Origin of the sequence: Sphingomonas palmae (genome assembly GCF_900109565.1) — a bacterium.
Classification (GTDB): domain Bacteria; phylum Pseudomonadota; class Alphaproteobacteria; order Sphingomonadales; family Sphingomonadaceae; genus Sphingomonas; species Sphingomonas palmae.
Window position 1 is genome coordinate 334725 of sequence record NZ_FNZZ01000004.1, and the last position, 17428, is coordinate 352152.

21 protein-coding genes and 1 tRNA gene are annotated in these 17428 nt (G+C 68.4%); 12 read left to right on the forward strand and 10 right to left on the reverse strand.

Annotated features, from left to right (window positions below):
* Positions 1–2: 2 nt before the first annotated feature.
* The 5 genes from BMW51_RS11805 (at position 3) to BMW51_RS11825 (ending at position 2611) form a co-directional block, all read left to right on the forward strand.
* Positions 3–467: a PTS sugar transporter subunit IIA gene (locus BMW51_RS11805; RefSeq protein WP_093006616.1), complete on the forward strand. Its 465-nt coding sequence runs from the start codon at positions 3–5 to the stop codon at positions 465–467.
* A complete protein-coding gene (locus BMW51_RS11810; protein ID WP_093006618.1) occupies positions 454–912 on the forward strand; it encodes a PaaI family thioesterase in 459 nt (152 codons plus the stop codon). Before BMW51_RS11805 ends, BMW51_RS11810 begins: the two co-directional genes overlap by 14 nt.
* Positions 909–1244, forward strand: a complete 336-nt coding sequence (locus BMW51_RS11815) for a DUF1491 family protein (RefSeq protein WP_093006620.1) — start codon at positions 909–911, stop codon at positions 1242–1244. The genes BMW51_RS11810 and BMW51_RS11815 overlap by 4 nt, the downstream gene beginning before the upstream one ends.
* A 165-nt stretch (positions 1245–1409) precedes the next feature.
* The gene (locus BMW51_RS11820) at positions 1410–2063 is read left to right on the forward strand and encodes a cell wall hydrolase (protein ID WP_093006622.1); all 654 of its coding nucleotides are present in this window, start codon (positions 1410–1412) and stop codon (positions 2061–2063) included.
* A gap of 53 nt (positions 2064–2116) precedes the next feature.
* The gene (locus BMW51_RS11825; protein ID WP_093006624.1) at positions 2117–2611 is read left to right on the forward strand and encodes an MmcB family DNA repair protein; all 495 of its coding nucleotides are present in this window, start codon (positions 2117–2119) and stop codon (positions 2609–2611) included.
* Between the two features lies 1 nt (position 2612).
* Here BMW51_RS11825 and BMW51_RS11830 read toward each other — a convergent pair whose 3' ends face one another.
* Entirely contained in the window at positions 2613–3209 is a 597-nt protein-coding gene (locus BMW51_RS11830) for an ankyrin repeat domain-containing protein (protein ID WP_093006870.1), read from the reverse strand.
* A gap of 100 nt (positions 3210–3309) precedes the next feature.
* On the opposite strand from BMW51_RS11830, the gene BMW51_RS11835 reads away from it, so the two are divergent.
* Genes BMW51_RS11835 through BMW51_RS11845 form a run of 3 tightly spaced genes read left to right on the forward strand, consistent with a single transcriptional unit; the run spans position 3310 to position 5036 of the window.
* Positions 3310–3900, forward strand: a complete 591-nt coding sequence (locus BMW51_RS11835) for an SCO family protein (protein WP_425440994.1) — start codon at positions 3310–3312, stop codon at positions 3898–3900.
* Positions 3888–4331: a YcgN family cysteine cluster protein gene (locus BMW51_RS11840; protein WP_093006628.1), complete on the forward strand. Its 444-nt coding sequence runs from the start codon at positions 3888–3890 to the stop codon at positions 4329–4331. The genes BMW51_RS11835 and BMW51_RS11840 overlap by 13 nt, the downstream gene beginning before the upstream one ends.
* Positions 4332–4355: 24 nt before the next feature.
* On the forward strand, positions 4356–5036 hold the full coding sequence (locus BMW51_RS11845; protein ID WP_093006630.1) for a M48 family metallopeptidase: 681 nt from the start codon (positions 4356–4358) through the stop codon (positions 5034–5036).
* Here the strand turns inward: BMW51_RS11845 and BMW51_RS11850 are convergent.
* The 7 genes from BMW51_RS11850 to BMW51_RS11875 form a co-directional block, all read right to left on the reverse strand.
* Positions 5006–7174: a transglycosylase domain-containing protein gene (locus BMW51_RS11850; RefSeq protein ID WP_093006632.1), complete on the reverse strand. Its 2169-nt coding sequence runs from the start codon at positions 7172–7174 to the stop codon at positions 5006–5008. The two genes, BMW51_RS11845 and BMW51_RS11850, sit on opposite strands and share 31 nt — an antisense overlap.
* Before the next feature lie 92 nt (positions 7175–7266).
* On the reverse strand, positions 7267–8379 hold the full coding sequence (locus BMW51_RS11855; RefSeq protein WP_093006634.1) for an NAD(P)/FAD-dependent oxidoreductase: 1113 nt from the start codon (positions 8377–8379) through the stop codon (positions 7267–7269).
* Positions 8361–9008: a methyltransferase domain-containing protein gene (locus tag BMW51_RS11860; RefSeq protein ID WP_093006872.1), complete on the reverse strand. Its 648-nt coding sequence runs from the start codon at positions 9006–9008 to the stop codon at positions 8361–8363. The genes BMW51_RS11855 and BMW51_RS11860 overlap by 19 nt, the downstream gene beginning before the upstream one ends.
* Before the next feature lie 35 nt (positions 9009–9043).
* A complete protein-coding gene (locus BMW51_RS11865; protein ID WP_425440991.1) occupies positions 9044–10126 on the reverse strand; it encodes a type III polyketide synthase in 1083 nt (360 codons plus the stop codon).
* Between the two features lie 191 nt (positions 10127–10317).
* Positions 10318–10776, reverse strand: a complete 459-nt coding sequence (locus BMW51_RS15895) for a hypothetical protein (RefSeq protein ID WP_143051854.1) — start codon at positions 10774–10776, stop codon at positions 10318–10320.
* Between the two features lie 556 nt (positions 10777–11332).
* A tRNA-Leu gene (locus BMW51_RS11870) sits at positions 11333–11419 on the reverse strand.
* Positions 11420–11527: 108 nt separating this feature from the next.
* Positions 11528–12244: a zinc-ribbon domain-containing protein gene (locus tag BMW51_RS11875; protein ID WP_093006636.1), complete on the reverse strand. Its 717-nt coding sequence runs from the start codon at positions 12242–12244 to the stop codon at positions 11528–11530.
* 171 nt (positions 12245–12415) lie between these two features.
* Here BMW51_RS11875 and ftsE point away from each other — a divergent pair, with 171 nt between their 5' ends.
* From ftsE to BMW51_RS11895, 4 genes are read left to right on the forward strand one after another with little or no spacing between them, the layout of a single operon-like run.
* Complete coding sequence (gene ftsE, locus BMW51_RS11880; RefSeq protein WP_093006876.1) at positions 12416–13120, forward strand: cell division ATP-binding protein FtsE; 705 nt, start codon at positions 12416–12418, stop codon at positions 13118–13120.
* Positions 13121–13139: 19 nt separating this feature from the next.
* The gene (locus BMW51_RS11885) at positions 13140–14006 is read left to right on the forward strand and encodes a cell division protein FtsX (protein WP_093006638.1); all 867 of its coding nucleotides are present in this window, start codon (positions 13140–13142) and stop codon (positions 14004–14006) included.
* Positions 14003–14539, forward strand: a complete 537-nt coding sequence (locus tag BMW51_RS11890; protein ID WP_093006640.1) for a YdcF family protein — start codon at positions 14003–14005, stop codon at positions 14537–14539. The genes BMW51_RS11885 and BMW51_RS11890 overlap by 4 nt, the downstream gene beginning before the upstream one ends.
* Positions 14532–15221 carry a lysophospholipid acyltransferase family protein gene (locus BMW51_RS11895; RefSeq protein WP_093006641.1) on the forward strand — a complete coding sequence of 230 codons (690 nt, stop codon included), beginning with the start codon at positions 14532–14534 and terminating at the stop codon, positions 15219–15221. The genes BMW51_RS11890 and BMW51_RS11895 overlap by 8 nt, the downstream gene beginning before the upstream one ends.
* A gap of 107 nt (positions 15222–15328) precedes the next feature.
* On the opposite strand, the gene BMW51_RS11900 is transcribed toward BMW51_RS11895, so the two are convergent.
* Complete coding sequence (locus BMW51_RS11900; protein ID WP_093006643.1) at positions 15329–16237, reverse strand: prephenate/arogenate dehydrogenase family protein; 909 nt, start codon at positions 16235–16237, stop codon at positions 15329–15331.
* Positions 16237–17403, reverse strand: coding sequence for a histidinol-phosphate transaminase (gene hisC / locus BMW51_RS11905; RefSeq protein WP_093006645.1), 1167 nt, complete (start codon positions 17401–17403; stop codon positions 16237–16239). Before hisC ends, BMW51_RS11900 begins: the two co-directional genes overlap by 1 nt.
* Positions 17404–17428: the final 25 nt, after the last annotated feature.

Sequence of the window (17428 nt, forward strand, 5' to 3'; positions counted from 1 at the left end):
CGATGGATCTAAGCGACCTGTTGCTGCCCGAGCTGGTGGCGGTGAATGTGTCCGCCGTCACCCGCAAGGCCGCCTTCACCCAGATCGGTGCGCTCGCCGCGCCGGTGCTGGGACAGGAGGCGCGTGTCATCGCCGACGCGCTCGGCGCGCGCGAAAAGCTCGGCTCGACCGCGTTCGGCGGCGGCGTCGCCATCCCGCACGCGCGATTGCCCGGGCTCGACCGGATCGTCGCGGGCACGATCCGGCTCGCGCAGCCGATCGACTTCGGTGCGGTCGACGATGCGCCGGTCGATCTGCTGTTCGTGCTGCTCTCGCCGCCCAATGCCGGGGGCGATCACCTGAAGGCACTGGCGCGGGTCGCGCGGCTGGTGCGCAATCGCGGGCTGCTGGCGAAGCTGCGCGGAGCAGGGTCGCGCGACGCGATCTGGGCGCTGCTGACCTCGGACGAGACGCGTGACGCTGCCTGAGGGTGCGGACGCCCATTTCCGCGCGCTCGAGTCGCTCTACGCCGCGGCGCCGGTCAACCGGCTGTTCGAGTCGCGGCTGGAGGTGCCCGAGGCAGGCGTGTCGCGAATCCATTTCGCGGTCGATCGTCGCCACTTCCACGCCGCCGGCGCGGCGCACGGCACCGCTTACTTCAAGATGCTCGACGACGCGGCCTTCTACGCCGCCAACAGCCTCGTCACCGATCGTTTCCTGCTGACCACTCAGTTCAGCCTCAACCTGACGCGTCCGCTAGGTGAGGGCCCGGTCGTCGCGGAGGGCCGCTGGATCAGCGGGCAGCGCCGCGTCTTCATCGCCGAAGCGCGGTTGATCGCCTCGGACGGCGAGGAGGTGGCGCGCGGCACCGGTACCTTTATGCGTTCGCGCATCGCGCTCGCCGGGCTGCCGGGTTACGGCACGACGACGTGAGCGCGCGGCTTCCGACGCATCTGGCGGTCGGCGCGCTCGTTCGGCGCGTCAACGATGCGGGCGGCTTCGCGGTCGTGCGCGCGCGCGGTGAGGCGCAGACCGGCGCGATCCTGCTGCTGATCGACGAGGGGCGTGTCGTGCGCGGGTTGGAACGCTTTCGCGATCTGGACGATCGCGAGTCTCTCGTACCCGCCGGGCCGGTCGACGCCGACGGAGTCGCGATGGACGATTACTGGCGAAAACGCCGCGCGTCGGACCCCGATCTGTGGGTCGTCGAACTGATGATCGCGCAAGCCGAACGGTTCGCCGCTGAAACGATCCTGGTTTGTTGACCCGCCGGTGAGGGCGGGCAAAGAGCGGTCCATCAACTAAACGCGTTGTGCTGCGCCGGTGTGCGATGCCGGACGGTTACGCAGTCGGGTGGATCCCGGCGGTGGTGCTCTCGCTTGCGAGCAACACGCACCGTTCGTGTACCAACCGCATGATGTAGACGATGAATGACGTTTCGGAAGCGCGCTGCAACGGTTGCAGCGACCCTGATCTCCCTGGCCGGTCTCGCACTTCACAGCACCGCCAGCTTCGCCGCCGAGGCTCCGGCGCTCGTCGCGAAGGATCAGACTTCCAAACCGATCACTGCCGTATCGGTTCCCCCGGTTTCCTATTTCGTTCAACAGCTTCCGACCCAGCCAGCAGTCGCGCAGGACCCGGCCTTCGCGCCCGAGGCCGATGCGGACGACGTGGTCGCCTATCCGACCCTCGCCGCCGCCGTCGCCGCGCAGGACGCCGCGACCAACGACGAACAGCTCCGCTGCCTCGCCGGCGCAATCTATTTCGAGGCACGCGGTGAGCCGCTGAGCGGCCAGCTCGCGGTCGCCGAAGTCATCCTCAATCGTGCGAACTCGGGCCGCTTCGCCAAGAGTGCCTGCGGCGTCGTGACGCAGCCGGGTCAGTTCTCCTTCGTGCGCGGCGGTCGCATCCCCGATGTCGCCGAGAATGCGCGCTGGCGCACTGCGGTCGCGGTTGCGAAGGTCGCGATGAAGGACGCGTGGGACAGCGACGCCGCCAAGGCGCTATACTTCAACGCGGGTCGCTCGCCCAACCGTGGCCTCGTCCGCGTTGCTGCGATCGGCAACCACACCTTCTATCGCTGATCCGATCCGCGGGCGACTAGCCTGCGTTCCCCGAATGTTCTAAGCATTCGGTCATGCTTCAGCCGCCCGCCACCTGTCAGGATACCACCAACGACGCGCTCTGCGCCGCCGATGTCGCGCGCGGCGTGACGCGCATGTTCCTGCGTCACGATCTGGTGACGATCCACGAAGTGCCGTTGGAGGGCGGACGCCGCGCCGACCTGATGGCGGTCGACGCGCGCGGGCAGCTCGTGATCGTCGAGATCAAGGTGTCGCGCGCCGACCTGCTCGGCGATGGCAAGTGGCAGGACTATCTGCCGCACTGCGACCGCTTCTACTGGGCGGTACCCGCCGGGTTCGACGCCTCGCCGATCGATGGCCCTGCGTTCCTACCCGAGCGCACCGGCCTCATCATCGCAGACCGCTACGACGCGGAGATCGTGCGCGAGGCGCGGACCGATCCGCTTCCCGCGCACGTGCGCAAGCGCTGCACGCTCGCGTTCGCCCGGCGTGCCGCGCGACGGTTGATCGCGCACCACGATCCTGAAGCGATGCAGCTCGGCGGTTGAGCTAGCGCAATGTCGGCCCCGATACGGCACGCGGCTTCGTGGCCGGCGTAGCCGACAAGACCTTCAGCACCGGCGCGGCGCGCGGATCGGCCTTGGCATAGTCGCGCGCCGACATGCCCGCGACGTTGTCGGTCTGGTCCGGGTTGGCACCAGCGGCGAGGAGCGATCGCACCAGCGCCAGGTCGCGGCGCTGCACCGCGCGGATCAGCGGGGTCTCGCCGCCCGAATTGCCGAGATTGGCATTGGCCTTCACCAGCGCCAGGATGTCGATCAGCGCGGGCTCCCCCTCCTGCACCGCCAGCATCATCGGCGTATTGCCTGCATTGTCGCGGATGTTGGGATCGGCCCCCTTCGCCAGCAGGTAGCGCAGGTAGGTCGCGTCGCCGCGCTTCACCACGATGTGGAGCGCGGTCTCTCCGGTCGACACGTCACGCGTGTTGATGATCCGCTGCCCGGGCTGCTCGACCAGCTGCGTCACCGCATTGCCGTCGCCGCTGCGCACCGCCTGCAGGAACTTGTAGCTGGCGGACTGTTGTTGCGCGGCGGCCGGAGCGGCCAGCGTGATCGCGGCGGCGGCGAGGGGGGCGAAACGGAACATGGGCCTCACGAGGTCAGGGTGACGGTCGGATGCAAACGCCTTGGCGAACATGCACTTGCTCCCCATCGTATAACCCATCAATGCTGGATGCACCATGTACATGCCCCGTCTGATGCTCGCCCTGCCTGCGCTGTTCGCGGTGGCGCTGTCGTCCTGCTCGTCGCAGCCCCAACAGCCGCCCGCAGCGCCGCCGCTCGCCGGCGCGCGGATCGGCGGGCCGTTCACGCTGGTCGACCAGAATGGCCGCACCGTCACCGAGCGCGACTTCGCTGGGCGATACCGGATCATGTACTTCGGCTACACCTTCTGCCCCGACGTCTGCCCGACCGACATGCAGAACGTCGGCGCTGCCATGCGGCTGTTGGAGAAGTCGAACCCGTCGCTCGCGAGCCGCGTGGTGCCGATCTTAGTCAGTGTCGACCCTGCGCGTGATACGCCCAAGGTGCTCAAGCAATTCGTCTCGGCCTTTCACCGGCGCATGGTCGGTCTGACCGGCACGCCCGAGGAGATCGCGCGCGTCGCCAAGGAGTACGGCATTTTCTTCGCGCGTGGAAAGGGCAACAAGGACGGCTATCTGATGGAGCACAGCCGGCAAATCTACCTGATGGACCCGGCCGGCAAACCGCTCGCGCTGCTGCCCGAGACGCCGCCGCAAGCGATGGCGGACGAAATCGTGAAATGGGCCAAGTGAGCACGCGCTTCTGGGAAGACACGCCGCTGTCCAAGCTCGACCGCGCGCAGTGGGAGGCATTGTGCGACGGCTGCGGCAAATGCTGCCTCCACAAGCTGGAGGATGACGAGACGGGCGAACTCTACGCCACCAACGTCGCGTGCCGGCTGCTCGATCGGCGTAGCGGGCAATGCTCCAACTACCGCAACCGCCGCGCCTATGTCAGCGAGTGCGTGCGGCTGACCAACGGCAACGTCGATCAGATCGACTGGCTGCCCTCGACCTGCGCCTATCGCCTGCGCGCCAACGAAGAGCCGCTGCCCGACTGGCATTATCTCGTCAGCGGTGACCGCGAGGCGGTGCACCGCGCGGGCGAGTCGGTGCGCGGCTGGACCGTCAGCGAAGATGACGCCGGCGATCTGGAGAACCACATGGTTGATCGTCGGCTGTGAGCGTCATCGGCTGATCATGCGGCAATGAACCCGGCGATCGATGTCGTGCGTCATGCCCGCGCGCGGCGCGCCAGGCTGTCGTTCGATCCGGTGACCGGTCGCACACGGCTGACGATCCCGAAGCGCGCGGCACTCGCGCCGTTGCTCGCCTGGGCGCACTCGCACGAAGAATGGATTGCACAGCAGCGCGATGCGCTGCCGCAGCCGCGCCCGTTCGTGCCCGGCGCGCTGTTGCCGTTCGACGGTGTCATGCTGGAGATCGTGTGGGCTGCCGACGCGTCGCGTCGCGTCGAACGTCAGGGTGATCGGCTGCTGATCGGCGGTCCGGTCGAGCGGGTAGAGTCGCGCGTTGCCGCCTGGGTGAAGCAGCAGGCGCTCGCGCTGCTGACAGCCGATACCGATCATTATGCCGCACGGGCGGGCGTCGCGGTCACGCAGGTGACGATCGGTGACCCACGCGCGCGCTGGGGCAGTTGCGCGTCGCACGGCGCGATCCGCTACAGCTGGCGCTTGGCGCTGTCGCCGCCCGAGGTCCGCCGCGCCACCGCCGCGCACGAGGTCGCGCACCGCGTCCACATGAACCACGGGCCGGCGTTCCACGCGCTGGTCGAGAAACTGTTCGGCCGCGATCCGACGCCCGAGCGGCAGTGGCTGCGCCAGCACGGCGCCAGCCTTCACTGGTACGGTCGGTCGGCGGTCGAGTAGGTATCGACCCGCGTCGGCGGGCGCCGCTCGGCGGGCGGCGCAACCGGAACCTCGCGCGCCGGCACGCCAGCGGTGGGCGCTGGCGCGGGACGAGGCGTGTCGCGACGGCGATTGGTCACCCGGTCGATCCAATCCTGATCGAGCCGCTGCTCGTCGCCTTCACCAGTGGCCGGCGGCTCGTCGCTCGGCACGCGTTGAGCCTCGGGTGCGGCCTCGGCTCCGCCGCCGATCGGATAACCATCGCCGTCGACGAACGTGCTGTTGTCGGGTGAACCGTAATAGGCCTCGTCGTCGGGCTCCAGCTGCCACTCGGGTAGCGTCACCTTGGTGTCGAACTCCTCGATCGGGCGCTTGGCGACTGCCTGGCGCATGAAGGCGGCGAACGCCTTTGCCGGTGCGGTGCCACCGTGCAGCCCGGCGATCGGCTTCGCATCGTCGCGCCCCATCCACACGCCGGTGGTCAGCCCGGACGAGAAACCCAGGAACCAGCCGTCCTTCGACGAGGTGGTCGTGCCCGTCTTGCCAGCGACCGGCCGCCCGATCTGCGCCGCGCGACCAGTGCCCGTGTTGACCGCGGTCTGCAGCAGGTCGGTCATCCGCGCCGCGACATCGGGGGCGACCAGCACGTGGCTGCGATCGACCTCGTGCGTGTAGATCGTCTCACCGTCAGTGGTCACCTTGGTGATCGCGTAGGGGGTGACGGCCACGCCCTTGTTGGCGACGCTGGCGAAGGCACGCGTCATGTCGATCAGCCGCACCTCCGACGTGCCGAGCACCATCGAGGGATGCGTGTTGACGGGGGTGGTGATGCCGAAGCGACGCGCCATGTCGGCGACCGTCTGGAACCCGACCATCTGCCCGAGCTTCGCCGCGACGGTGTTGAGCGAGTAGGCGAAGGCGGTGCGAAGCGTCACCTCGCCCGAGTTGCGGCGCGAGTCGTTGCGCGGGCTCCAGCCGTCGATCGTGACCGGCGCGTCCAGTTCCTTGTCGTCGGGCGTCTTCCCCGCCTCGATCGCGGCGAGATAGACGAACAGCTTGAACGCCGAACCCGGTTGACGCACCGCCTGCGTCGCGCGGTTGTAGATCGAGCTGACATAGTCGGTGCCGCCGACCATCGCGCGCACCGCGCCGTCGCGGTCGAGTGCGACGAGCGCGCCCTGCGCACCCTTGGGCACGTTCTGCTGGATCGCGGCATCGGCGTCACGCTGCATGCCAGTGTCGAGCGTGGTCCATACCTCCAGCGGCTTGACCGTCTCGTCGATCAGCAGTTCGAGCTGCGGCAGCGCCCAGTCGGTGAAGTAGCGCACGCTGTTCTGCCGCGGCGCGGGCGCGAGCTTGACGCCTTGCGGATCGGCGGCAGCGGCCTGTGCCGGCGTGATCGCGCCCGTCTCGCGCATCGTCTCGATCACGACGCCCGCGCGCCCGACTGCGGCCTCGGCGTCGGCGGTGGGCGAGTAGTTCGACGGCGCCTTGACCAGCCCGGCGATGATCGCGGCCTCCGAGAGTGTCAGGTGGTTGGCGCCGTGCCCGAAGAAGCGCCGCGACGCCGCGTCGATGCCGTACGCGCCGCCGCCGAAATAGACCTTATTCAGGTAGAGTTCGAGGATCTGATCCTTGGAGAACTTCCGCTCGATCGCGAGCGCCAGGATCGCCTCGCGGAACTTGCGCCCGAACTTCTTGGCGGAGGTGAGGAAGATGTTGCGCGCGAGCTGCTGCGTGATCGTCGAGCCGCCCTGCGTCCAGCGACCGCGCCGCACGCGCACGTCGACCGAGCGCGCGACACCGATCGGATCGACGCCCAGGTGGTTGTAGAAGCGGCGGTCCTCGACCGAGATCATTGCGCGCTGCATGACCGCCGGGATGCGGTCGATCGACAGCCACTCGCCGTAGCTCGGCCCCAGTGAGACGATCACCGATCCGTCGGCGGCGTGGACGCGGATCATCTGCCCGTTGGGCGACGACTTCAGATCCTCGAAGCTCGGCAGCTGCGCGCGGGCGACATAGACCGCGGTGACGAGCGCACCGACCGCGACGAGCGCGAGCACCAGGAGCGACTTCCACGCGATCGACCAGCGGCGGCGCCACGGCGAGCGGGTCTTCGAGCGAGCGCGCGAGGATGAGGGACGGGCACGGGCCATAACGTCGGCCGTGGCGAATAGAGGCTTGAGCGATGCTTAACAAGCCGATCACCCGGCATGCTGGCGGTGAAAAAAGTCGCGCGTGGCCGCCCTTAGGCGGCGGAACGCTCAAACACGGGGACGCGCGTCGCCGCCGCGACCAAGCCGAGCGCACCCGGTATTCGCGCCAGCAGCGGCAGCAGCGGCGCGCTCCAGCGCTGCTCGGCGAGCGACCAGACGAGACCGGCGTTGCGGACCGGGGCAGCAACGGTGCAGGCGAACCCGCGCTGCCAGGCGATCGATTCCTCGGGCCCACCGGTAAGCAGCGCGCGCGCGCTCGAAAGCCCGCTGGCAACCGCGATGCCGATCCCTTCGCCCGCCAATGACGGGATCACCGCTGCCTGGTCGCCCAGCCGGAACACGCCCGCGGTCGTCTCTGCCGTGCGCCACCCGTAGGGCACGTTGGCGATCGCATCGATCGCGCCCCAGCCCCCGCTTCCGACGAAGCCGAGCCGATCGGCGAGCGCGGGCGCCTCGGCCGCGATCGCGTGCAGCAGTGCGTCGGGACTCCCCGCCTCGTGCAAGCGCGATCGGTGCACCGCCATGCAGGCGTTGGCGCTGCCGTCTTCCTGCAGCACGATGCCGCAGTAACCGCGATCGAACAGGTGCAGCTCGATCGCGTCGCCGACCAGCGCGTGGAGGTGCGCGCAAGCGGGCAGGCGTACGCGCAAGCCGAGTGCGGGATCGTGCCCACGCGCGTCGGCTGGTCGCGCTGACCCTCGCACGTCGTGCTTGCCGCTGGCGAGCAGCAGCGCGTCTGGCTCGATGCTCGCGCCATCGGCGGTGGTGACCCTTCGTCGATCGATCGCGCGGACGGCAACGCCGCGCTCGATCGTCGCGCCGAGCGCTTCCGCCCGGCGCTGCATGACCGTGTCGAGTCGGTGACGCGAAACGGCGAGTGCGGCATGCGGGAGCGGCGCCTCGCTCCGCCGCCCGCCCGCGAACACGCGCACACGGGTGATCCGCGCGGGATTGAGTGCGTCCGCCTCGATGCCGAGCTGTTCCAGCGTCCGGATCGTTCGCCAGCTGACAAATCCGCCGCAAATCGCGTCGCCCGTCTCGCGCGCGCGTTCGAGTACAACCGGCGGCGCGCCGCCGTGCGCGAGCGTGATCGCCGCGGCGGTCCCCGCGGGTCCGGCGCCGACGATCAGCGGCTGCTGACGCATAACCGGAACGGAAAGGCGGTGAACACGCGCGCGTCGACCCCGGCACGCGCCAGCAATGACTGCCACTCCGCGGGACGGTAGCTGCGAGCAATCGAGAGATGGCCGTCGTGGCGCACGATGTCGTGCCAGCGGAACAATGCAGCGAGCAACGGCCAGCCGGTGTACGCGAAGCGGTGGCGATGCAGGTCGTTGACCAGCCAGCCGGTGTGCACGTGCGCGTCCATGAAGGCGAGAAAGGCGACGAGCTGATCGGTCGTCATGTGGTGCGCGACCAGGCTGGAGACGATGAAGTCCCAACGCTCGCCGGCGAGGTCGGCGTAGTCGCCGGTGCGATAGTCGATATTGTAGCCGGCCGGCGTATCGGCGCGCGCGGCCGCCTCGCTACGCGGGTTGAGGTCGATCCCGACGAGTTCAAACTCCACGCCACGCCTGTTGCCCCAGCGCGCGATCCGCCGCAGCATGTCGCCGTCGCCGAAACCGACGTCGAGCAGGCGGTAGCGTTTACCGCGACGTACATGCGCGGCGAGGAACGAGAGCGTCGGACGCGCCGCCAGCGTGACCGTGTTCACCTGCGCCAGATCGCGCACGACCGCGGCATAGGTATCGGCGGGCAGATCGTCGGCGTCCATCAGCTCCTGACCGACGGCACGCGTGGCGAGCGCGCTCACGCGCTCGGCCCGAACGCGAACCCCTCGGCGGCGAGCCCGGGTCCGAAGGCGAGTGCGACACCGTGCTCGACCGACTCGCGGGCGAGGATGCGTGCCAGCACGAACATCAGAGTCGCCGACGACATGTTGCCGTTGTCGACCAGTACGGCACGCGACTCGCTCAGAGCGGTGGGGCCGAGCGCCAGCGCGTGCTCGACCGCATCGAGGATCGATCGCCCACCGGCGTGCACCGCCCAGGCATCGATCTCACCTGCGGCGCGACCGTCGGTGATCTGTGCAACGAGCGTCGGATCGGCGAGCGCGCCCGCGATGCGGCCCGGAACCTCGCCTGACAGATGCATCGCGAAGCCCGTGTCGGTGATGTCCCAGCGGATCAGCTGGTCCGAGGCGGCGAGCGTGGTCGCGAATGGTTGCCCGAGCGCCAGCCCACGCGGCTCGGCCGAGACGAGCGCGGCGGCGGCACCATCGCCAAACTGCAACATTGCGAGCAGCGGCTCGATCTCGTCGACCGCCTGCAGGTGGAGCGTCGACAATTCCACGGTGATGACCAGCACGCGCGCCTCGGGCTGCGAGCGCACGATGTGGCGCGCGGTGCGCAGCGCGGCAACCGCGGCGTAGCAGCCCATGAACCCGATCAAGGTGCGTTCGACCGAAGGGGACAGGTTCAGGCGACGCGCGATGATCTGGTCGATCCCGGGTGCGACGAAGCCGGTGCAACTGGCGACGACCAGATGCGTCACGCCGGTCGTCGCGACCTGTTCGGCCAGCCGCTCCACCGCCGCCAGCGCGAGTGACGGTGCCGCCTCGGCATAGAGCGACATGCGCGCGGCGGTGCCGGGATGGATCGCGCCGGCGTAAAAGCCACCCTCGCCGACCGGCGACCCCGCGGATGCCGGCAGGACCGACCAGCGATGATGGATCGCGGCGCGCGCGGCCATGCGGTCGAACAGCTTGCGCTCACGCTCGGGCAATCGCTCGCGCGCCCAGCCGATGAAAGCCGCGTGGATATCATGATCGGGAACAGCGGTGCCGATCGCGTTCAGGTAGACGGGAGAATGATCGGGCGACGCCATCGTCATCAAACGCCGAGCCGCGCGATTTGGACCCAAGCGATCCGCTGCAACGGAGATGTGGACGCCAGCGACACTGCCGGCCCGGCTGCGCCCGCGCCGGGCGAGTACTCAGCGCTGCTCGAGGGAGAGCAGAAAATGGTGCGGTCGAGATGCATCTAAGTCTGTGTTGAACCGCGCCTTGCGCTCGCGTGGTGAACTCAGTCTTTGCCGGGTTCCAATGGCAGTCGCTGCTGTCGCTCCTGTTCCTGCCGCTGGAGCAGGGCAGATTGGTAGCGCAGTAGCTGGACCTGATGTTCACTTAGCCGCCCCATGACGGGTGAGGCTCTACCAGGTGCGTCGGAAAAGAACTCATCCGCCCAAGGCACAAGGGCCACGCGATCGAGGCGGAAACGAGTGGCACACCACAGGCCACAAGCATCCATATCGGCCACGTTCGACACAGTAAAATTCGTCAGCCCCGTCAGGAACAGCTTTTGAGTTGTTCCATAGGCCACATGGACCCAAGGATTGCCGTCTTGATCTGCGCTGGCGCGCTTTACAATTGCGGGACGGGGCTTTGGCCCTGGCTTGTCAACATCCTCCACATACGGAAACCGGCACCAGACGATGCTCGTCGGTGCCGGCAGAGTGGAGAAAGGGAAGAAGGTCCAGACCAACTTACCAGGCGTCTCCCGACACCGGAGTCAGTTGAAAGCCCGCGGGCTGCGAACCTTCGATGTGAGCCTGCTGACGTGCGATAAAATCCGAAGAGACTTCATCGTTATACGTCGGCGTAGGCCGTGCAGCCCGCGTTGAAGCAGGTATGGCCTGCCTAGACGGGTTACGCATTGTAGCTCCTTTCTGCCGAAGCGCTGTCGTCGTCACCGATCGATGCTCCCCTCACAATTGAGCTGCCATGAACAGCCAAATTTCGCTTCGAGAGCATCAGGTCGCATAACGCGGAGCAGGCGGCAATGTTGCAAATCGACCACAGTCCAATACTAGATAAGGACGATCTATCCCATTTCCAGAACGACCGCACGAGCGAAACCTTTAGACTCGGCGAGCCGGCCTTTAGCGATGGACGCAGACTGTAGGCAAGAGAGTTCAGCTTAGCTCAAGCCGTACGTCAAGCCACACGCCAGCCAAGCTGAAGTGTGGGGATAAAAAGGGGAAAATAGAACTCGGATAGTCCGTTTTCCTAGCATTCTCATCACATTAGAGATGAGAAAATGGTGCGGTCGAGAAGACTCGAACTTCCACGGCCTTTCGGCCACAACGACCTCAACGTTGCGCGTCTACCAGTTCCGCCACGACCGCACACAATGTTCACCGGGCAGGCCCGGCGACTGGCAGGAGCGGGCCTCTAGCAAAGCCGTTCGTGGCTGGCAACGGCGATTGTGCGGGCGCACACACCTTTCGTACGCGTCAGCTCGCCTCACCGACAAAGCTGAGGTCCAGCCGCTTCGACGAGGCTGGCACGTCGACCTGCGCGGAGTTGAAATCGATCGCGCCATTGGCGGGCAGCGTCCGCTGCTGCGGCGTGATCGTCCAGCTGAACACGACGCGGCCGTTCTCGTCGCGCAGGTCGGCACGCAGGTCGGGCACGCGCTGCGCGGCCGACGACGGGTTGGTGATCCGCCCACTGACCGCGAACAGCTCCGATCCGTTGGTCATCTGGCGCCGCTCGATGGGATTGTCGACGATGCGCAAGGGCGATTGCGCCGGCCCGATGTTGAAGCCCGCCTGCTGCGCGAGGCCGGGTGCGGTCGTCCACAGGATCACGCCGACGAGCGCCAGCATGATCAGCCCGGCGGCGATCGACGCGATCGTGCGAACGCGCGCCATGTTGCGCCGCGGGCGAAACGGCGCGCGGTGCGCGAACGCGTCGAAGCCGGCGTCCGGCGTGCCCGTGATCGGCTCGGTTATGGGAGAGGGCGCGTAGCCGACCGGCGCGAAGCCGGAGGCGGCGAGAGAGGGCGCCGCGGTCGCAGGCACGTCGGTCGCGGGCATGGGAGCGGGTGCCGGACCGTCCTGAAACCAGCTGTGCCGGCAATTGGCGCAGCGCACGGTGCGCCCGCCCACACCGACCGCGGAGTCGGGGACGAGATAGCGGGTGCGGCATTCGGGACACTCGAGGATCATGACGCCACGCTTACGGTTATCGTTAGCGACGTAAACACCTCACTTCGCGTGCTGGCAAGTATCGGCAGCGAAACGACGCCCGCGGACCGGCGGATCGTTGCCCGCGACTTGATGAAAGGGCATGCGCCATGCGATGGCGGGCGCGCTCAAGCGAAGGGATGTCGCCGGCCGGTGGCCACGATCGTGCAGTTCGAGAATGTGGGGCTGCGCTACGGCCAGGGCGAGGAGGTCTTGTCGGACCTTTCCTTCTCGCTGACCTCGGGCGAGTTCTACTTCGTGACGGGGGCGAGCGGGGCGGGCAAGACCTCGCTGCTGAAGATGCTGTACCTGGCACAGCGACCGACGCGCGGCGCGATCCATCTGTTCGGCACCGACGTGGTCACCCTGCCGCGCGCGCGCATACCCGGCTTCCGCCGCCGCATCGGCGTGGTGTTCCAGGACTTCCGGCTCGTTCCGCACCTGTCGGCGGCGGACAATATCGCACTGCCGCTCAGGATCGCGGGCGTGCTGGAGGACGAGGTGCGCGATGCGGTCTCGGAGATGCTGGCGTGGGTAGGACTGACCAACCGTGCCGACGCGCGCCCGCCGACGCTGTCGGGCGGCGAGCAGCAGCGCGTGGCGATCGCGCGTGCGGTGATCGGGCGCCCGGAAATCCTGGTCGCGGACGAGCCGACCGGCAACGTCGACGAGGCGATGGCGGACCGGCTGCTGCAATTGTTCGCGTCGCTCAACGGCCTCGGCACGACGCTGGTCATCGCGACGCACGACCTGCAGCTGATCGCGCGCGTGCGATCGGCGCAGATGATGCGGATCGACGGCGGACGGCTGCTCGACCCCACCGGCATGCTGCGTCACCCGCCCGGGCGGCAGGCATGAGCCGCGCGGGGAGGGTGGCGTGAGCAAGGCGAGCACGCGCGTGCTCGACACCGCGCGGACCGGGCGCGGGATGGTGTGGGTCATCGCGGTCATGCTGTTCCTGACCGTGCTGGCGACCGCGGCCGGGATCGGCACCGCGCGCGCGACGCAAGCGGTCGGCGTGCAGCTAGGCGGTCGCGCCACCGTGCAGATCGCGGCGGCCGACCCGGCGACGCGCGAGGCTGCGGCAGGGGAGGTGGCCTCGCTGCTCGCAGGGATTCCGGGTGTCGGCGGCGTGCGCGTCGTGCCGCGTGCCGAGATCGCGAAACTGCTCGGACCCTGGCTCGGCGGCGACGCCGACGACGTCGATCTGCCGATCCCGGTGCTGGTCGACCTGACGTTGAGCGATGCGGGCACGGCCGGGCGGGTGCGCGGCGCACTGGCCGGCGTGCCGGGCGCACGGCTCGACCTGCACAGCCAGGCACTCGCGCCGGTTCGCGCGTTTCTGGGCACGATGAGCATGCTTGCCACCCTGCTGGTCGCGATGATGCTGGGCGCGACCGCGTTCGTCGTCGTGCTGGCGGCGCGCGCCGGACTGGAGGCGCATCGCGGCACGATCGAAGTCATGCACATGCTGGGCGCGACCGACGTGCAGGTCGCGCGGCTGTTCCAGCGGCGGCTGTCGCTCGATGCCGCGATGGGCTCGGCAGTGGGTGGAGTGATCGGGCTCGTGACGGTCGCGCTGCTGGGTGCGCAGGCGGGGATGCTCGGCTCCGAACTGCTCGGCACGGTGACACTCGGTACTGGCGGATGGGCCGCGCTGGTCGTGCTGCCCTTCGCGTTCGTCGCGCTCGCGGCGGCGGTGGCGCGCCGCACGGTGGTGCGCAGCCTGGGGCAGATGCGATGATCCGTCGTCTGGTCGGACTGGCGCTGATCGTGTGGGCGCTCGGCTTCGCGCTGTTCGCGGTGACTCTGCCGCAGCCGGCCAACGACGTGCGCACCGACGGCATCGTCGTGCCGACGGGGGCTGCGGGCCGGATCGATCGTGGACTGGAATTACTGAAAGCGGGCCAGGCGCGGCGCATGCTGGTGACGGGCACCGCGCCGGGTGTGAGGCAGCGCGATTTGGTGCGGACCTACGGCTACGCTCCGGTGTTCGCCTGCTGCGTCGATCTGGGGCAGGAGGCGGTCGATACGCGATCGAATGCGGAGGAGATCGCGGGCTGGGTCAAGACGCACCGTTATCGCTCGGTCCGGCTCGTCACTTCCAACTGGCACGCGCGGCGCGCAGGCATGGAGCTGGCGCAATCGCTCGATCCGGCGGTTAGGGTGGTGATCGACGGCGTCCCGAGCCAGCCGAGCCTTGCGCAGCTCTTGAACGAATATCACAAGCTGCTGCTGCGCCGCGCAGTGCTGTGGTGGGAGAATTGGCGTGGCTGATGTGGTGCGGACCTGGGTGTTTCGCATTCTGTTCGCGATTGGATCGCTGCTGGTCGTGCTCGTCATCCCGATCGTCGCGCTGTTCGGACAGCGTGCGATGATCGCTTACTCACACGCCTGGGCGCGGTTTCACGGCGCGATCGCGCGCTGGATCATGGGGGTGCGCACGCAGGTGAGCGGCGCGGCGTTACCCCACGGCCCGGTCCTCTACGCGGCCAAGCACGAGGCGATGTACGAGACGCTGGAGCTGCCGTACCGGCTGGGTGGGCCCGCGGTCGTCATCAAGCGCGAATTGGCGCAGATCCCGTTATGGGGCTGGGCGGCGCGCATCTACGGGGCGCTGCCGGTCGACCGCGAGGCCTCTGCAAAGGCGCTGCGGCAGCTGATGAGCGATGCGGCGGTGTTCAAGGATCAGGGGCGGTCGGTGATCGTGTTTCCCGAAGGATCGCGCATGGCGCACGGCGAGCGCCCGCCGCTGCGCTCGGGCTTCGCCGGGCTGTACCGCGCACTCGGCTATCCGGTGGTGCCGATCGCGCTCGACAGCGGACGGCGCTGGCCGCGCAAGGGACACGCGCATGCGGGACCGGTACGCGTGCTGATCGGCGAGGCGATCCCGCCCGGACTGCCGCGCCGCGAGATCGAGGAGCGCGTCCACGCCGCGATCAACGCGCTCAACGACTGAGCGCGGAAGGTCCGAAAGGTCGCACCGATTGCGCGTGCGCGCGCGCCCGGATGATAGGTCAAACAGCGTCGCCGGTGTAAGCGCATCGGCGATCTGTAGGACAGCGCTCAATCGTGCTTGCGGCCGAAATCGGCGGCGGCGTCGTCCTGCCCCTGATCGACGATCGAGCGGCGGATCGCGCGGGTGCGCGCGAAGCGGTCGTACAATGCGTCACCGTCACCCCAGCGAATCGCGCGCTGCAGCTGGGACAGGTCTTCGGAGAAGCGCTGCAGCATGTCGAGCACCGCGTCCTTGTTCGACAGAAACACGTCGCGCCACATGACGGGATCGGACGCGGCGATACGGGTGAAGTCGCGGAACCCGCCGGCGGAGAATTTGATCACCTCGCTCTGCGTCACCTGTTGCAGATCGTCGGCGGTCCCGACGATCGTGTAGGCGATCAGGTGCGGCAGGTGGCTGGTGACCGCGAGGACGAGATCGTGATGGTCGGGCGCCATCTGCTCGACGTCGGCGCCCAGCCGGCGCCAGAACTCTGCCACGCGCTCGACCGACACCTCATCGTTCTCGGTAAGTGGCGTGACGATGCACCAGCGGCCGCGGAACAGCGTCGCGAAGCCCGCCTCCGGCCCGCTTTGCTCGGTACCCGCGACTGGGTGTGCGGGGACGACTTGCGAGGCCGGCAGATGCGCGGTGAGTGCGGCGGCAACCGATGCCTTGCAGCTGCCGACATCGCTGACGATCGCGTCGCCGGGCAGGTCGGCCGCGATCTCGGAGGCGACTGCCGCCATCGCGCCGACCGGCACGCACATGATCACGAGATCAGCGTCGGTCACCGCTGCCCCCGCGGTGTCGGTCACGTCGTCAGCGAGCTTGAGCGCGCGTGCCGCCTCGCGCACCTCGGCGCTGACGTCATGGCCGGTTATTCGAACGCTTGGCATATACTCCCGCACCGCGCGCGCGATCGAGGAGCCGATCAGGCCCAGCCCGATGATCGTGACGCGCGCGAACGGGAGCATCAGCCGCGCTCGATACCTTGATCGACCGGTGTGGCGTGCGCAGAGGCGGCGTGCCGATCAACGAGCGTGCGGAGCGCCGCCGCGACGCCGCGCGTCTCCTCCTCGGTGCCGATCGTGATGCGCAGCCCTTGCGCGAGGCCCTGTCCGGGTAGCCAGCGGACGATGAACCCCGCGTCCATCAGCCCCTTGTAGGCGGTCTCCGCGGTCAGCTCGCCCTCGAACACGACGAGGACGAAGTTCGCCTCACTCGGGATCGCGCGAAGGCCAGCGTTGCCCAGAGCCGCGATCTCGTCGGCGAACCAGCGGCGCCACTCGGCATTGTGGGTGCGCGTCGCCTCGACGAAGCCACGATCCTCGATCGCCGCGACCGCGGCGCGCTGACCACCGATGGTGATGTTGAACGGCAGGCGGATGCGGTGCAGCGCCTGGACAATGTCGGCATGCGCGTAGCCCCAGCCGATCCGTTCGGACGCGAGGCCGTGGATCTTGGAGAAGGTGCGCGTGACGAGGACGTTCGACGCGGTGCGCGCGAGGTCGAGCCCGCCGTCGTCGTCGGTCGCGTCGAGATACTCGGCGTAAGCCTGATCGAGTACGAGCAGCACGTGGCTCGGCAGGCCCGCGTGAAGCCGCGCAATCTCCGCACGGGGCGCGAAGGTGCCGGTCGGGTTGTTGGGATTGGCGATGTAGACGAGGCGTGTCCGATCGGTGACGCACGCGAGCACCGCATCGACGTCGGTCGCGTAATCGCGATCCGGCGCGATCACCGGCGTCGCGCCGACGCGCCGCGCCGCGATCTCGTACACCGCGAAGCCGTAGCGGACGAAGATCACCTCGTCGCCCGGACCGGCGAAGGCACCTGCCGCGAGATGGAGGATCTCGTCCGAGCCGTTGCCGTAGATGATGCGCTGCGGATCAAGGTCAAATGCGGCCGCGATCGCCTCTCGAACGGGCGCCGCGCTGGCGTCGGGATAACGCTCCAGCGTATCGGCGGCGGAGGCGTAGGCCGCGCGCGCGACGGGCGAGGTGCCGAGCGGGTTCTCGTTCGACGACAGCTTGGCGACGGTGCGGCCATCATCGGTGGTCGAGCGGCCGGGAATGTACGGCGCGATGTCCATTACCCACTGGTTCGGGACGGGTGCGGTCGGGCTGGCTACGGTGTCGGTCATGGTGCGGGGGCTTAGTGCGTGGCGC

Coding starts and splice junctions, on each gene's coding strand:
- BMW51_RS11805 (WP_093006616.1), top strand. CDS start 3: ATGGATCTAAGCGACCTGTTGCTGCCCGAGCTGGTGGCGGTGAATGTG.
- BMW51_RS11820 (WP_093006622.1), top strand. CDS start 1,410: ATGACGTTTCGGAAGCGCGCTGCAACGGTTGCAGCGACCCTGATCTCC.
- BMW51_RS11825 (WP_093006624.1), top strand. CDS start 2,117: ATGCTTCAGCCGCCCGCCACCTGTCAGGATACCACCAACGACGCGCTC.
- BMW51_RS11830 (WP_093006870.1), bottom strand. CDS start 3,209: ATGTTCCGTTTCGCCCCCCTCGCCGCCGCCGCGATCACGCTGGCCGCT.
- BMW51_RS11835 (WP_425440994.1), top strand. CDS start 3,310: ATGCCCCGTCTGATGCTCGCCCTGCCTGCGCTGTTCGCGGTGGCGCTG.
- BMW51_RS11840 (WP_093006628.1), top strand. CDS start 3,888: ATGGGCCAAGTGAGCACGCGCTTCTGGGAAGACACGCCGCTGTCCAAG.
- BMW51_RS11845 (WP_093006630.1), top strand. CDS start 4,356: ATGAACCCGGCGATCGATGTCGTGCGTCATGCCCGCGCGCGGCGCGCC.
- BMW51_RS11850 (WP_093006632.1), bottom strand. CDS start 7,174: ATGGCCCGTGCCCGTCCCTCATCCTCGCGCGCTCGCTCGAAGACCCGC.
- BMW51_RS11855 (WP_093006634.1), bottom strand. CDS start 8,379: ATGCGTCAGCAGCCGCTGATCGTCGGCGCCGGACCCGCGGGGACCGCC.
- BMW51_RS11860 (WP_093006872.1), bottom strand. CDS start 9,008: ATGGACGCCGACGATCTGCCCGCCGATACCTATGCCGCGGTCGTGCGC.
- BMW51_RS11865 (WP_425440991.1), bottom strand. CDS start 10,126: ATGACGATGGCGTCGCCCGATCATTCTCCCGTCTACCTGAACGCGATC.
- BMW51_RS11875 (WP_093006636.1), bottom strand. CDS start 12,244: ATGATCCTCGAGTGTCCCGAATGCCGCACCCGCTATCTCGTCCCCGAC.
- BMW51_RS11890 (WP_093006640.1), top strand. CDS start 14,003: ATGATCCGTCGTCTGGTCGGACTGGCGCTGATCGTGTGGGCGCTCGGC.
- BMW51_RS11900 (WP_093006643.1), bottom strand. CDS start 16,237: ATGCTCCCGTTCGCGCGCGTCACGATCATCGGGCTGGGCCTGATCGGC.
- hisC (WP_093006645.1), bottom strand. CDS start 17,403: ATGACCGACACCGTAGCCAGCCCGACCGCACCCGTCCCGAACCAGTGG.